Here is a 14382-nt window from a genome sequence, read left to right as displayed (position 1 = left end):
AACATTCTAAAGAATTTGCGAACGTATGTTGATCAATTGCTCTGCGTTGGCTGTCTTCGTCCCATCGATGTTTCTCGTTGGCCGTTTATTGGCGAGTCTGCTCAAGTAGCCAAAGTCAAACCGGCCGCTTGCCATTCACTGACACCATCCAGTAATTTATGAACGCGGTATCCGTGTCCACTCAAGAGTTGGTATGCCTCTTCCGAGAACAAACAAAATGGGCCTCGGCAGTAAGCCACGATCTGCTTGTCTTTGGGCAGTTCATGCAGTCGCGCCGCGATCTCATTGATCGGCATGGAACGTGCAAAAGGCAGGTGAGCGTGGGCATATTCTTCGGAGGGACGCACGTCAATCATGATGACTTCGCCATCCCGTGCCTGCTGGAGCAAGGTCGCACGATCCAAAGTCAACAGCTTGTCAGGTGCGGCCACCATCTCACCCAATGCGAGGCGCAGATCCAACAAGTGCCGCTGAGCCACTTCTCGCAGCAAAACCCACAAGCCTGCCACATCCTCCCCCGTGAGCCGGTAAATGACATATTTACCCTCTTTGCGCGACGTGACCAAATGCGCTTCACGCAAAGCCCTGAGGTGTGAACTGGTCAGTTTGATGTCGATGCCGAGCTCGCTGGTCAGCTGCTCAACCGTCTTCTCGCCTTGTGCCAGCAATTCCACAATTTCCAGTCGTTTGGGGCTGGAAACTGCCTTGCCAATGCGAGCCACCTGCTCATAAAGCACATCTTTGAGCTGTCGTTTGTTCATTTCAATATTCTAGTCATTGATAGAATATTAGCCGATACAAATACACATGGCGCTTAACCCTGACCCGCACCCCCTGCACTTCCATTGCTGGATGATTACGGCGAAATATGCCTCCCTATAGTTCCCATCGCCTTTTCGCCGTCATCTTTTCACTGGCCCTGCACGCCGGGGTGTGGCTGCTGGCCAGTGGCTATCAGTTCAAATACGTCAGCCCAGCCAAAGCGCCCCAAACCGCTGAAAAAATTGTCTTTCTGGAACTGATCCCGCCACCGCGCCAGCCGCTGCCTGAACCGCCATCAGCGCCCCCCACAACGCCCATCACTGCACCCACCACGCCACCCCCGCCCGACACAGCCTTGGCTGCTCCGGCCCCACAGCCCTCACCCGATCGCCCCCGCGCCAGCATGGCCGCGCCCCCGCCACCCACCGCCGAAGAATGGGCTTTTGCCGCGAACTACACCAACAAAAACAGCAAAGGCTACCGCTACAGCTGGGGCCAGCAAGTGCGCAGCATGATGGGCACCGCCGTCGAAGGCCCCGACCAGGGCGTGGTGCGCTTTCGCATCGAGATCGCACCCGATGGCCGCTTGACGCAATTGCACACGCTGTGGACCACCTCGGCCAAGGCCGAACAACTCGCACGCCAAGCCATTCAAAGCATGCCGCCGCTGCCGCCCACCCCCACGGGCAAACCGCTGATTTTTGACAAGACGATTTCGTTTTCACCCTTTGCCAACGACGGGCCACCCCTGTACAGAGACGACTGCCTGCCCGAGCCGCCCGTGTTCCGCAACCCCTTTGCCTGGGACGGTAAATCGCCCCAGGTGGTGGCTGCGCAGACACCTACCGCCCCACTGGACCCGCAAGCACTGGCCGACTGCCTGCGCCAGCTGCCCAAAGACAGTATCGAAGCCGAAAGCGCCCGCGATCAGCGCCTGATGGACCAATGGGGATCGAGCCAAACGGGCCGATGAACAAAAAATTCACACGACTTCTCAAGCCCAAACTCGACCCTCACCCTTTTCTTCCACGGTCTCACCGTCACGAATGTGATAAATCCGCTTGAACGTAGGGATGATCTTTTCGTCATGCGTCACCACGATGATGGCCGTTTGCGCTTGACGCGCCATGTCATTGAGGATGCGCACCACGCCCAGTGCGCGCTCGCTGTCCAGCGGTGCGGTGGGTTCATCGGCCAAGATCACGGGGGGTCTGTTGGCCAACGCCCTGGCAATTGATACACGTTGCTGCTCACCACCTGACAGTTGCGCTGGTTCAGCTTTTGCACGATGCGCCACATCCAGCGCTGAGAGCAATTCAAACGCACGCTGTCTGGCCTGCGCATTGGGCACGCCAGCCAGCATAGGAAGCAAGGCGACGTTGTCCGTCACATCGAGGAACGGAATTAGGTAAGGCGCTTGGAACACAAAACCAATTCGATCACGGCGCAGAGCCCGCAAATCTGGAATCTTCCACCCGTCGTCATAAATGATCTCGTCACCCAAGGTCATACGCCCAGAGGTTGGTTCGATGATCGCGCCCAAACATTTAAGCAGCGTGCTTTTTCCCGACCCCGAAGGTCCCACGAGCCCCACCACTTCACCGGGCGCCACTTGCATGTTGATGTTTTTAAGGGCTTCGACCGCTGTATCCCCATGGCCATAGACCTTGCGTAAGTTTTCGATACGAATACCACCGGTTTGCTTGCTCATGTCATGGCCTTAACTGATGGCTTGCGCCGGGTCGACGCGAAGCGCCACGCGAATCGCCAATGTGCTGGCGAGTGCACAAATCAACAAAGTAGCGACAAAGCCAACCACTGCATCGCCTGTGAGCAAGAGCACGAATTTCGGAAACACAGGCGCCCAAAACGTGGCCGACACTTTGCCCACCACAAAGCCAATCACGCCAAGGCCCAAAGCCTGCTGCAAGATCATGGACGCGATGGTGATGTTGCGCGTACCAATCAACTTGAGCACGGCAATTTCGCGGATCTTGCCCAACGTCATGGTGTAAATGATGAAGGCCACGATGGCTGCGCTCACCAACGCAAGGATAGCTAAAAACATGCCGATTTGTTTGGCCGATGTGGCAATCAATTTATCTACCAAGATGTCTTCCATGTCTGGACGGGTAAAGACATTCAGGTGTTTCCAGCGCCTGATGGGCTCCGCCACGCGATCACTTTCCCAGCCTTCGGCGACTCGCACCAACACGGCATTGACATTGCGACTGCTGGTTTGCAGGCTCTGCACTGCATCCAACAAGCCGGGCACTGCAGGCCGGTTGAAGGCGGGGTTGGCCGCAGTGCGCGCACGGTCGTTGACGATGGCGTCGTTGTCTTTGAGAAACTGAGCTTCTTGCGCATCTTTGATGGGTATGAAGATCATGGGGTCTCCGCCTGAGGACACCATGCGACGTGTCAAACCCACTACCTCGTACGTGTGACGGCGTATGTCCACTTTGTCACCGAGGCCCAAACCCGTTTTGATGTCAGCAACGGCCTCATAGTGACTGCGTGTGAGATGACGCCCCGCCAGCAAATGGCTCGGCTGGCCCGGCAATCCAGCTGCACCGGGCTCAATCCCAACGACCATCGCTCGGGCTTCTTTGCCGCCCAGGGCTTTGACCTGCATGGTGAAGTACGTGATGTTGGCTGCCATCGCCACCCCCGGCATGCCCGCCAGGCTGCGCACAACATCGTCCTTCAGGCTAGATGCCTCAGCGTAGGGGCCTTGTGTATCTTTTTGCACCACCCACAGGTCAGCACCGCTGTTGCTCAGCAACGCTTGCGCGTCGTCCACCATGCCTCGGTATACCCCAGCCATGGTGAGCGTCACGCCGATCAGCAAACCCAAGCCCAAACCCGTCAACACAAATTTGGCCCAGCTGTGCTGAATGTCGCGAGCCGCGAGGCTGATCATGGTTGTGCCTTTTTAACCAATGCGTCCACCACTTTGAATCGACTGCCTTCTGACAGGGGTTTTTCGCTGTACACCACCACCGTGTCATTTAAAGCAAGCCCACTCAACACCTGTACCCGCCCATCCAAAGTAGAAGCGCCCAATTGCAGGGGGGTGAATGCCAATTCGCCCTCTTTCAGACGCCACACGCCCGTGCGTCCTTGGTGTGTTTGCACGCTGGCTTGTGACAACACCATGGCTTGGACGATGGGTTGCAACTGAAGTGTCACCTCAGCCATTTCGCCAAGCGATAGCGAGTCCGGTATGCTGTCAAAACCAATGTGAGCGATGCGCTCTTCCGTCACCGCATCGGCTTGCAACTCCACCCGCTCTACCTTGCCCACCCATGTCTTGGCGGCTTGTGAACGCAACACGATCTGAGCTGGCAACCCACTTGCCAGACCAGCCGATCGAGCTTGGTCAACGCGCAACTTCACCCAGAGGCTTTTCGGATCGGCCAGTCTGAGCACGGGTTGCCCAGCAACCACTGTGCTGCCTGATTCAGCATCACGACTGACCACAACTGCATCGGCGGGTGCAACCAAGCGGCTGTTTTGTTTTTGCAGCATTGCGCCTGCTCGCTCGGCTTGTAGGCGATTGGCATCTTGCTTGGCCGCCTGTAGATTTGCTTGTGCTGCCTGATACGCGGCATCCGCCGAGTGCTGCTCTTGTAAGCGACCCTCAAGTGCAGCTGAGCTGATGAAGTTTTGTTTTGCCAGTGATTGGTATCGCACCAAATTGCCACTGGCCAATTCTCTTTTGGCTAGGCTGTCAGCCATTTGCGCTTTCGCTGCCATCTCAACACTACTGGCTTTGGCCAAGGCCGCCTCTTGTGCCTGTATTCGTTGGTCTAAATCGACAGGGTCCATCTCGGCCAGTAGTTGCCCGGCTTTGACGGACTGCCCCACATCAACATGCACCTTCAAAACACGACCTGACTGAGTGGGCCCCATCAGCCAACTTTGACGCGCTTCCACACTGCCAATGCCAAACACACCAGGCGTCAAACTTTCGCTTTTAACTTGAGAGACGGTCAGCTTGGTGGGGGCCAATGGCCCCATCTGGAATGCGACAAATCCTAAAAATGCCACAAAGGCCGATATGCCGGCAATTAGCACGAACTGTTGTTTGTTGGGTCGAATCATTTTCATAGGGTTGCCCATTTCATGTTGTGCATCACGCGCGCAAACCTGCGTCATAGATCGTGAATATCGACTCTGCTTTGCTGTGTATGCCGTCAAAACTTCCAGCAATCAAGGCTTGCATCACCAAACCTTGGACTGCACCGATCAACATCACAACAGCTGCCTGTGTATCAACTTCTTTGCTGATAACGCGTGCTTCACGTGCAGCCATTAACAAGCCCATCAATAGCTCGCGGTAGTCGCCCATCAGGCGCTGCACTTTTGTTTTCAATGGCGTTGGCTTGGCATGCTGTAGCTCTTGAAAAATGAGTCGTGGCACGCCCGGGTACGACGAAACAAATTGAATATGCGCTAAAAAAACTTGCTTCAACGCCTGCAATGGGTCTGTGCTTTCTGCTTTTGCAACCCGATTCAATTCATCCATCAAGGATTGATGGGCCCAGTCGGTGACGGCAAGCCAAATGGCCTCTTTGCTAGCGAAGTGCTTGAAGACACCGCCTTGTGTGATGCCAATCACCTCCGCCAAATCACCGGTTGTGATGTCCGCAGGGCTTCTCTGCGCAGCCAGTTGCAGTGCCGCCTGAACCAATGCGGCTTGTCGGTCTTCAGTTTTGAGTTTGGTTCGTGCAGATGTGGACATGGCAGCAAAGTAATTGACCAATTACTTTACCACATTGACTGACGTGGCCTTGGTTAGCTATGTGTGGAACGTTTCATATCGCCAGCTCGCCATGTGCTCTACGGGTTGGATTCAAAGTCCACAAATACGCGGTTCATATTGGCGCGGTGCAGCTCGTCAAAATTCTGCAAGTGTTTGAATTGCGCGGGGGCCGCATGGGTATCGAGGGTCTCGCTCATGGGCTCCATATTGCGCGCCGCTGAACCCACTTGCGTGATCAAAAAACGGTAATAGTCGCCCGTTTCTTTTTGCGCTTGCGCCATGTCGGTCACGCGGCCATGGCCGGGGACCACGTGCCGAGGCGCGAGGGTGCGCAAACGCTCAAATGCCTGACTGGCATAGCGCACATTGGACTGCGGCAGCACCCCCAAGAGACGGTCCACATAGACCAGATCCCCCGTCAGCACGACGGCGTGTGACGGCACATGGATCATGGTGTCTCCCGGGTAATGCGCATTGGTTTGTATCCACTGCAACTGCACACCACCCAAGGTCAAAGACACCTCCGTTGCCGGATGAACCACCGTGGCATGCTGGACTTGGGTCCCCTTCATCTGATCGCCCACAAAACGGGATAAGCTGAGGATTTGCTGCTCGGCAAAGACTTTTTGGGTCTTCACCGTTGCGGCCATGGCATGCACCTGAGCACCTTTGGCCGCAAAGTAAGCATTGCCCAACCAACGGTGATCTTGTGAACCCGTGTTGAGCACCCAGCGCACGGGTTGGCGGGTGACTTTTTGAATCGCCTGCTCCAGCATCGCCGCACTGTGCGCACTGGCCCCACTGTCGATCAGGATCACCCCCTGAGGCGTCACCACAAACCCGTAATTGGCATTGAGCCCGGCGTTGGCTTGGCTTCTCTGGCCCAAAGGCCCCACGATGGCATACACCGGGCCATTCACCTGTTCGGGTCGCGGCACATACACCGCCTCGTCGGCTTGTGCCCACCCCATACAGGCCCACAAGCCCAGCGCGAGTGGCGTGCACAAAAAAATCCGTTTGCCATTCATCTTCATCTCCTTGAGTCTCGCAACCGCACAAACCGTCTGCTCGTCGAGCACAGGCACCGCGTATTGAGGCCGGGCCTGACCAAAATCAATCCATTGGATGGACAAGAGAAAAACTTTTTCTGCTGCGTACCAAGGAATTGTCGCCTGTGCAGTTGCAGGTGCCTCAACGGGTCAACTTAAAGAACAAACTGGCCAAGGTTTCGGGCAGCTGCCCCATCCGGTCGACCAAGGTGCAATGGTCACCAAACACATGCCGCACACTCGCCTCGTGCGCAGGGTGCAGCTGAATGCACCACACAAACACCCCTTGCGCTTGCAAGCTGTGCACCACTTGGCGGGCGTCGTGCATCAGGTAGTTCGGATCCGTCACATCCACGTCAGAGGGCTCGCCATCGGTGAGCACCAACAAAATTTTCTTGGTGCTTTGGCGCTTGATCAAGGTCCGCGCGGCATGGCGAATCGCCACGCCCATGCGGGTGGAGTAAGCGGGCTCCAGCGCAGCCAATCTGGCCTTGACAGGGTCTGCCCACGGCTCTTCAAAACCTTTGATGTGCATGTAGCGCACATCGTGTCGGGTGTTGGAATGAAAACCGCCAATCGCCAAAGCGTCGCCCAACTGGTGCAAAGCCCACGCCAGCAAAGCCACCGACTCTTGGCTGATTTGCAAAACGGTTTGGTCCGAGCCCGGCGCTTTTTCATTCAGCGAAGCCGACAAATCCATCACCAATTGCACACTCACATCACGCTCGACGGGTTGGATGTGTTGCTCCACGCGGTGACTGGGTGTGTGGCCCGTTTTCAGGTCGATGTGCGCGGCCAAGGCCACATCCAAGTCCAGCTCACTGCCGTTTTCCAAATGCCGCTCGCGGGTGCGGCCTTGGGGTTTGAGTTGATCGAGCAAACGTTGCAAACGTTTGGACAGTGCGGCATGACGCAGCAACAACTGGTCGATGTCATCAGCACGGGCAGGCGGGTGCAGGTATTCAAACACCCTCACCCAGTCGGGGCGCTCACTGCCAGCCAAATAATCCCACTCGGGGTAGAGCTGCGGCGGCAAGCTGTGCAGCTCTTCATCAGCCAATCGTGTGGGGCTGGGCGCGGTGTCTTCTTCGTCACCGTCTTCGATGAATTGCCACAGGTGGCGGTTGTCGTCACGCCAGTCCACTTGCGTGTGTTCGAAATGCACTTGCGCCTGCGCATCGCTGGGGCGGCGTGTGCGGGCCACAAACTGCAGCGCCAACTGCGCCACTTGGGCCGTGCTCACCTGGTCCGCTTCGGTACCCTGCCCGACCCCCTGTGCTTGCCCATCTACCAAGGCCATGAAGCGCTCGCGCCATTCGCGCAGTTGCGGGTCTTGCACCACAAAGCGTTCATCCAAAACGCTGCGGCTCCACACACTGAGGCGGTGCAGCACACAGGCGTGCGTGGCCTCGTTGCAGCCGCCCTCTTGCACGGGTGGGTACAGTGCTAGCAAGCTGTGTCGTAGGCCAGGCCAAATACGTATCAAAAGCCAATCGATGCGCGTGTCTTCAAACCACTCCACCGCCAGCCTCTGCATCGGACTCCAGTTGTCGGCAATGCAGGGCGTGGACCAACGGATGTGTCCGGCCATGTGCATCACCATGAGGCGGTAACGGTCCAAGGCGCTGACGCCATCACGCGCATCCAACACATCCGGCAAGCCCATGGCGTAGCTGGTCCCTTTGTCGGTGGACTCCAACAACAAACAGGGCAAGACCGATACAGCCTGCACCCCGTGCTCCGCACTCACTTGTGCGGTGGGCAGGGGCAGCACATGCGCTTGCAATTGCCACATGGCTTGCAGGCTCAGGCCGAGCGTGCGCTCGACATCACGCAACAAAATGCCGTGGCGTTCACGCTGCAACACAGCCAAACTGTCGGGGCTACGCAAGGCAAAGTAGTCTTCTTGTTGGGGTGGGTGGTGCGCATACGCACGCGCTCCAAAATCCACCCACGCTTGCCAGCCTGACAAGGACAGTGTTTGCAACAGTCGCGGGGCTTGCAAGAGCAACTCAGGCAAACCCGCGCTGGGCAAGGTCGCTTGTCGGCCATGAATAGATCCGGTGGTGCGATCCATGAAATGACCCACCGTGTGCAAATACGCTTGCAACACAGACAAACCACCCAAGCGCTGGGCCACAGGCCCCAAACTGGTGAGCAAGTGAGCCATCGCGGCACTGTTGGGCGACTTGTGCATGCGCAGCAACAAGGCCATGACAGCCTCGAAGGCTTGCTCCGCATCGCTCTCGCCCAAAGCTTCAACCACTTCGGGCCAATAGGTCAGCCATGCCAGCACAGGATCAGCGCCTCGGCCGAGTTTGCCCAGCTGACGACCACCCTGCCAAAAGGCCTGCAAAGAGGACGGGCTCAGACGCGCAATGGCTTCGTGTGCGCAGGCTTCAAACACAGGGCGCACGGCGGGCAAAGCACAGTCCAAGGCTTGCCAGCCCGCCAACACTTGGGGGTCATGTGCCCAAGGCGCGTTGGTGTTGGGTGTGGGGTCAGCCCCAGCAGGCATCGATGGCATGGTCCAGGCTTTGTCGGATGTCCAAGTCATCGGTGATGGGGCGCACCATGGCCATGCGGCAAGCGTCGCGTGGCGCAACACCTTGGCGCATCAGCAGGGCCGCATACACCAGCAAGCGGGTGGACACGCCTTCGCTCAGGCCGTGGCCCTTGAGCGCACGGGCTGCTCCCGCGATGCGCACCAACTGCGTGGCTGTGGCGGTGTCGATGCCCGTTTCACTCACCACGATTTGAGCTTCCAAATCGGGCAAGGGGTAATCAAAATCAAAAGCCACAAAGCGTTGTTTGGTCGAAGGTTTCAAATCCTTCATCACGCTTTGGTAGCCGGGGTTGTACGAAATGACCAATTGAAAGTCTGGGTGGGCTTGCACCACTTCGGCTTTTTTGTCGATAGGCAAACAGCGGCGGTGGTCGGTCAGCGCATGAATCACCACCGTGGTGTCTTGCCGCGCCTCCACCACTTCGTCCAAATAACAGATGGCCCCGATGCGGGCCGCTTGTGTCAGCGGCCCGTCCACCCAACGCGTGCCCTGGCTGTCGAGCAAATAACGGCCCACCAAATCGGAGGCCGTCATGTCCTCGTTGCAAGCCACCGTGATGAGTGGCTTGCCCAAGCGCCAAGCCATGTGCTCGACAAAGCGCGATTTACCGCAGCCCGTGGGGCCCTTGACCATGACGGGCAAACGCGCTGCATAAGCGGCTTCGTACAAAGCCAACTCATCGCCTTGCGGGTGGTACAGGGGTTCACTGGCCATGTCGGGTTCCTTGTGAAGCGATGGACTGGGGCCTGGCGTTTTACTTGTGCGCGGACAACTTGTCGCGCCAGCCTGGGAAGAGCTTGTCAGCGTCGCCGGGGAACGAAGCGAACGCGCGGGCGAACTCTTTGTGTTCTTTGGCGAACTCGATAGGGTCTGCACCCGACTTCCAGCACTCATACGACTGACGCAGAGAAATCGCGCCAGCAGCGGGGCTGTCGATGTGGCCATATGAGCCACCACCGGAGGTGTTGATCACGTTGCCGTGGCCCAGGTTCTGGAAGAAGCCTGGCAGACGCAGCGCGTTCATGCCGCCCGAGATGATGGGCGTGGTGGGCTTCATGCCGTACCACTTCTGGAAGTAGACAGGTCCTTGGCACTCGTCGCGCTCGATCATGTAGGCGATCATGCGGTCATCGTTTTCGCCTTCCATCTTGCCGTAGCCCATGGTGCCCACGTGGATGCCCGAGGCCCCCTGCAAGCGCGAAATCTTGGCCAGCACAAAGGCGGTGTAGCCGCGTTTGGCGCTGGGGCTGGTCACCATGCCGTGGCCTGCGCGGTGGTAGTGCAGGTATTGGTTGGGGTATTGACGGCGTGCGGTGGTGATCATGCCGGGGCCGCCCACAAAACCATCCACCAGGAAAGCCACTTTGTCAGCGTCAGGGCCAAAGGCTTCCAGGATGAAGTCGGCGCGGGCGCGCATCTCGTAGTGGTCGTCGGCGGTGATGTTGGCCGAGAACAATTTGGCTTGGCCGGTTTCGTCCATGGCGCGCTTCATGGCATCGACCACCAGCGGGATGGTTTTCTTCATGGGCGCAAACACCTGGTTGCCTTGTGGCTCATCGTTTTTGATGAAGTCACCACCCAGCCAGAATTGGTAAGCGGCTTGCGCAAAGGGCTCGGGGCGCAGGCCCAACTTGGGCTTGATGATGGTGCCGGCAATGTAGCCACCGTCTTTGACGGGGCGGCCCAAGATGCGCCACATGTCCGAGATGTCTTTGCTCGGACCATCGAACAGCTGGATGGCACGCTCAGGAAAATAAATGTCGTGGATCTTGGCGTGCTGGATGTCGCCCATGCCCTGGTTGTTGCCAATGACCAAAGTCAGGATCGAGACCATCATCATGCGGCCATCGGTCACATTGCGGTCAAACAAATCCATCGGGTAGGCGATGCGCATGTCCTCGGTGGCTTCGTCGATGTGGTACACCAAGGCATCTAGGCCTTTGGTGAAGTCGTCGGTGGTGCTCACCTCGACGTTGGTGCCGGTGGAAGACTCCGCCGCAAAGTGGGCGGCCGCCTCCAGGTAGCCATAACCGGCTTTGGGCTTCATTTTGTAGGCCACCAAAATGTGGCGGCCACCTTGGATGAGGTCCTCTTCTTTGAGGCTCAGGTCGGCATAACGTGCGCTTTGGTCCATTTTCTGTCTCCAGTCAAATTTGTGGGTTGAGGCAATGACTGGACTTTAAAAATCTTCTGCAATAAGGTAAATTCAATATTAATCGCAACTAAATTAAGCAAAGACTGAATGAAGAACGCCACCTTCCGCCAACTTCGCGTGTTCAACGAGGTGGCCCGTCACCTGAGCTTTGTGCGTGCCGCCGAAAACCTGCACCTGACCCCACCCGCCGTGACCATGCAGGTCAAGGAACTCGAAGGCCATGTGGGCATGCCCCTGTTTGACCGGCGCGGCAAGCAAGTGAGCCTGACCACCACGGGCGAGTACATGCTGGTTTATGCCCGCAAAATTCTGGCCACCGTGAAAGACGCCGAAGACGCTGCAGCCCGTTTGCAGCGGGCCGAAACCGGGGTGCTGACGATTGGCTTTGTCAGCACAGCCAAGTATTTTTTGATGAACATGCTGGCTGACTTTCGCAATCTGCATCCAGGTGTGGACATCCAGATCCTGATTGGCAACCGCGACCAGCTTGTGAGCATGCTGCAAAACAGCGAGGTCGACATCGCCGTGATGGGCCGCCCCCCCAAAGAGCTGCAAACCCGGGCCGAGCCGTTTGCGGCGCACCCGCATGTGTTTGTCTCGGCCGTGGACCACCCACTGGCCCAGCGCGACCACCTGCGTGTGGAGGACCTGAGACCCTATGACTTCATCGTGCGCGAAAAAGGCGCAGGCACCCGCGCCGCCATGGAAAAGTTTTTTGAAGACACACACGTCGAGCCACGCTTGAAAATCCAGCTGCACAGCAACGAGATCATCAAGCAGGCCGTGATGGCGGGGCTGGGCCTGGGCTTTTTGTCGCTGCACACCATTGGCCTGGAGCTGGAGCACAAGCTGATCTGCATGCTCGATGTGGAAGGCGCGCCCGTGCTGCGCTCATGGAACGTGGTGCACACCCAATCCAAAATGCTCTCGCCTGCGGCCGAGGCCTTTCGCTACTTCATGCTCGAAGAAGCCGAAAGCCACCTGGCGCAGCGCTTTGGCATGCACTGGCCCAAAGCTTGAAACCTGAACCCTGCAGGTCATGCACGGACACGAATTGATTTGCATCAATCGTTTTGTGGCACACGTTTTTAGAATCCCGTTGTCGCCGGGCCATAGGCCTTTTTTTGTCGATCGAACGGAACAACACATGAAAAACATCACCGCCTGGATTTTGGGCATGAGCCTCTCTGGACTGGCCTTTGGCCAAGCCGCCACCATCGCCGTGGGCACGCCTTTGAACATCATCGACACCCAAAAATCGGTCGTGGTCCAGACCGCCAAAGGGCCTGTCACCATCACCCGCACCATGACCGCATGTGCCAAAAACGGCGGCAACTTGCAGCCCCTGGTGCCCGTGCCCGGCGTACACCCCGTGGGCGAGATTGAAATCCTCGAAGCCTTGAGTGACCGCAACGCCATCGTGCTGGACATGCGCGACACCAACGACCGTGTCAAAGGCACCATTCCCGGCTCGGTCGGCATCCCCTACACCGAAGTGGCAGCCCGCATGAACGAATTGGGTTGCAAGAAAAATGGCAGCCAGTGGGATTGCGCATCGGCCAAAAAAGTCTACGCCTTTTGCAACGGCCCCGTCTGCCCCCAAAGCCCAATGGCCATCAAAGCCATGACACGCGATGGCTTCCCGGCCAACAAGATTTATTACTACCGTGGCGGCATGCTGGACTGGGACGCCCTGGGCCTGACCAGCGTGAAAGACGAGTTTTAATCCGCTGACTCACCCTCAATCACTGGCGCTGCAACAACACTTCGTTGGTGATTTCATAGCGCCGGCCCTGTTTGTCGCAGGGCTTTAAGGCACCATCGCGCACCAAGCTGCTGATTTCGCGGCTGACGGTTTCGAGTTTGATGTCGAGCATGGCACCCATGTCATCGCGCGCAAAAAACGAGGTGATACCGGGTTGGTCGGGGTCGCGCATTTTCAGGGCCAGGGCGGCCACACGCTGGCGGGCCGATCCAAAGTTCAAGTCAGCCAGCCAGTCGTCGGCGTCTTTCAAGGCTTGTTGCCACTTTTGCATCAGGCGTTTGTGCAGGCGGGGCGAGTTGGCTGACAGGTGGTGCAGCACCGACAAGGGAATGCGGCAAACCTGGGCTTCGACCAAGGCGATGGCCTCGCTGTCGTAGCGGGCGGTGGCCAGGGCTTCAAGGCCAATCACGTCGCCGGGGCGCAGCACGCGCACGATGCGTTCGCGGCCATCGGCGGTGGCCCGCACCAGCTTGACCATGCCTTTGCGCAGCGTGAACACGCCCACGGCGGTTTGACCTTCGGTGTAAAGCGCCGAATCGGGCGCAAACACCATGTCATCGATAGGGGTGTGGATTTCGCCAAAGTCCTGTTCATTCAGGTCAGCAAACAGCACCATGTCGCGGATGCCGCAGTTGCGGCAGTCCGAGGTGCCTTTCCAGGCCGAGTCAATCTTGATGGGGATCATGTTTTGAATTTAGCACGTCTGCCGCGCCCTCAACAGAGGTAAGGGCTGACTTTACAGGCCCTTACGCCCTTGCGCGATCCGCTCTTCCAGATATGGACCGTAAAAATCGGGCAGATAAGCCCCTTCCATGCGCTCAGCCACTTCTTTGCCGCCAGGCCCAAAAAACAGCAACGTGGGTGTGATGGAAACTTTCCACTGACGTGTGAGTTGGTCGTGGGTGGTGAGCTTGCCCGCAAAGTCCAGCACGGGCAGGTTGTTGCGCATGTCTACCTGCACGATGGCAGCGCCTGCACGCTGCATGGGCGAGAGGTGGCTTTGCCGGGCTTGGCGGCAAAACACGCAGCCGTCCAAGCTGACCATGACGATCAAAGGCTGCTTGTTTTTGAGGGCTTTGGCCAGTTCATCGGGCAGTGATTGGGCAGCGGGCAAGGTGGCGGCACCCCCTTTGGCAGCCGACACTTGCGCCATCGCTGGCAGCATTAACAAGGATGCACCGGTCCACACAAGCCAGTCGCGGCGGCGTTGGGCCAACAAGGGAAATGTGCTTACAGAAGAGGCCATGAATTGCGAACCGTGGACAATAGCGGGTTTTTCGTTGCGTTGAATCCAACTGTACACGCAATGCCCTTTT

Annotated in this window: 14 protein-coding genes; 3 read left to right on the top strand and 11 right to left on the bottom strand. The window is 57.7% G+C overall.

What is annotated here, in order from left to right:
• Positions 1-101 precede the first annotated feature (101 nt).
• Entirely contained in the window at positions 102-761 is a 660-nt protein-coding gene (locus B9Z48_RS01890; RefSeq protein ID WP_108376960.1) for a metalloregulator ArsR/SmtB family transcription factor, read from the bottom strand.
• A 107-nt stretch (positions 762-868) separates the two neighbouring features.
• Between B9Z48_RS01890 and B9Z48_RS01885 the strand changes: the two genes are divergently transcribed.
• On the top strand, positions 869-1735 hold the full coding sequence (locus B9Z48_RS01885; protein ID WP_108376959.1) for an energy transducer TonB: 867 nt from the start codon (positions 869-871) through the stop codon (positions 1733-1735).
• A gap of 21 nt (positions 1736-1756) precedes the next feature.
• Here B9Z48_RS01885 and B9Z48_RS01880 read toward each other — a convergent pair whose 3' ends face one another.
• The 8 genes from B9Z48_RS01880 to B9Z48_RS01845 form a co-directional block, all read right to left on the bottom strand.
• Complete coding sequence (locus B9Z48_RS01880) at positions 1757-2473, bottom strand: ABC transporter ATP-binding protein (RefSeq protein ID WP_108376958.1); 717 nt, start codon at positions 2471-2473, stop codon at positions 1757-1759.
• Between the two features lie 9 nt (positions 2474-2482).
• Entirely contained in the window at positions 2483-3685 is a 1203-nt protein-coding gene (locus B9Z48_RS01875; RefSeq protein WP_108376957.1) for an ABC transporter permease, read from the bottom strand.
• Entirely contained in the window at positions 3682-4977 is a 1296-nt protein-coding gene (locus tag B9Z48_RS01870; RefSeq protein ID WP_233260990.1) for an efflux RND transporter periplasmic adaptor subunit, read from the bottom strand. The genes B9Z48_RS01875 and B9Z48_RS01870 overlap by 4 nt, the downstream gene beginning before the upstream one ends.
• On the bottom strand, positions 4901-5509 hold the full coding sequence (locus B9Z48_RS01865; protein WP_108376956.1) for a TetR/AcrR family transcriptional regulator: 609 nt from the start codon (positions 5507-5509) through the stop codon (positions 4901-4903). Before B9Z48_RS01865 ends, B9Z48_RS01870 begins: the two co-directional genes overlap by 77 nt.
• A 98-nt stretch (positions 5510-5607) precedes the next feature.
• Positions 5608-6663: an MBL fold metallo-hydrolase gene (locus tag B9Z48_RS01860; protein WP_233260989.1), complete on the bottom strand. Its 1056-nt coding sequence runs from the start codon at positions 6661-6663 to the stop codon at positions 5608-5610.
• A 58-nt stretch (positions 6664-6721) separates the two neighbouring features.
• Positions 6722-9136, bottom strand: coding sequence for a nitric oxide reductase activation protein NorD (locus B9Z48_RS01855; RefSeq protein WP_233260988.1), 2415 nt, complete (start codon positions 9134-9136; stop codon positions 6722-6724).
• A complete protein-coding gene (locus B9Z48_RS01850; RefSeq protein ID WP_108376953.1) occupies positions 9081-9860 on the bottom strand; it encodes a CbbQ/NirQ/NorQ/GpvN family protein in 780 nt (259 codons plus the stop codon). Before B9Z48_RS01850 ends, B9Z48_RS01855 begins: the two co-directional genes overlap by 56 nt.
• Positions 9861-9900: 40 nt before the next feature.
• Positions 9901-11280: a ribulose-bisphosphate carboxylase gene (locus B9Z48_RS01845; protein ID WP_108376952.1), complete on the bottom strand. Its 1380-nt coding sequence runs from the start codon at positions 11278-11280 to the stop codon at positions 9901-9903.
• A 108-nt stretch (positions 11281-11388) separates the two neighbouring features.
• Here B9Z48_RS01845 and B9Z48_RS01840 point away from each other — a divergent pair, with 108 nt between their 5' ends.
• Positions 11389-12321 carry a LysR family transcriptional regulator gene (locus B9Z48_RS01840; protein WP_108376951.1) on the top strand — a complete coding sequence of 311 codons (933 nt, stop codon included), beginning with the start codon at positions 11389-11391 and terminating at the stop codon, positions 12319-12321.
• Between the two features lie 127 nt (positions 12322-12448).
• Complete coding sequence (locus B9Z48_RS01835; RefSeq protein WP_108376950.1) at positions 12449-13027, top strand: rhodanese-like domain-containing protein; 579 nt, start codon at positions 12449-12451, stop codon at positions 13025-13027.
• A gap of 19 nt (positions 13028-13046) precedes the next feature.
• Here the strand turns inward: B9Z48_RS01835 and B9Z48_RS01830 are convergent, their stop codons facing one another.
• Both B9Z48_RS01830 and B9Z48_RS01825 read right to left on the bottom strand, forming a co-directional pair.
• On the bottom strand, positions 13047-13751 hold the full coding sequence (locus B9Z48_RS01830) for a Crp/Fnr family transcriptional regulator (protein WP_108376949.1): 705 nt from the start codon (positions 13749-13751) through the stop codon (positions 13047-13049).
• Positions 13752-13802: 51 nt separating this feature from the next.
• Positions 13803-14312 (bottom strand): thioredoxin fold domain-containing protein, encoded by a 510-nt coding sequence (locus B9Z48_RS01825; protein ID WP_233260987.1) that lies wholly within the window; start codon positions 14310-14312, stop codon positions 13803-13805.
• Positions 14313-14382 lie beyond the last annotated feature (70 nt).

Origin of the sequence: Limnohabitans sp. WS1 (assembly GCF_003063265.1) — a bacterium.
In the GTDB taxonomy this organism is placed as follows: domain Bacteria; phylum Pseudomonadota; class Gammaproteobacteria; order Burkholderiales; family Burkholderiaceae_C; genus Limnohabitans_A.
The sequence above is the reverse complement of the archived record's forward strand: the minus strand, read 5'-3'. Positions and strand labels throughout refer to the sequence as shown.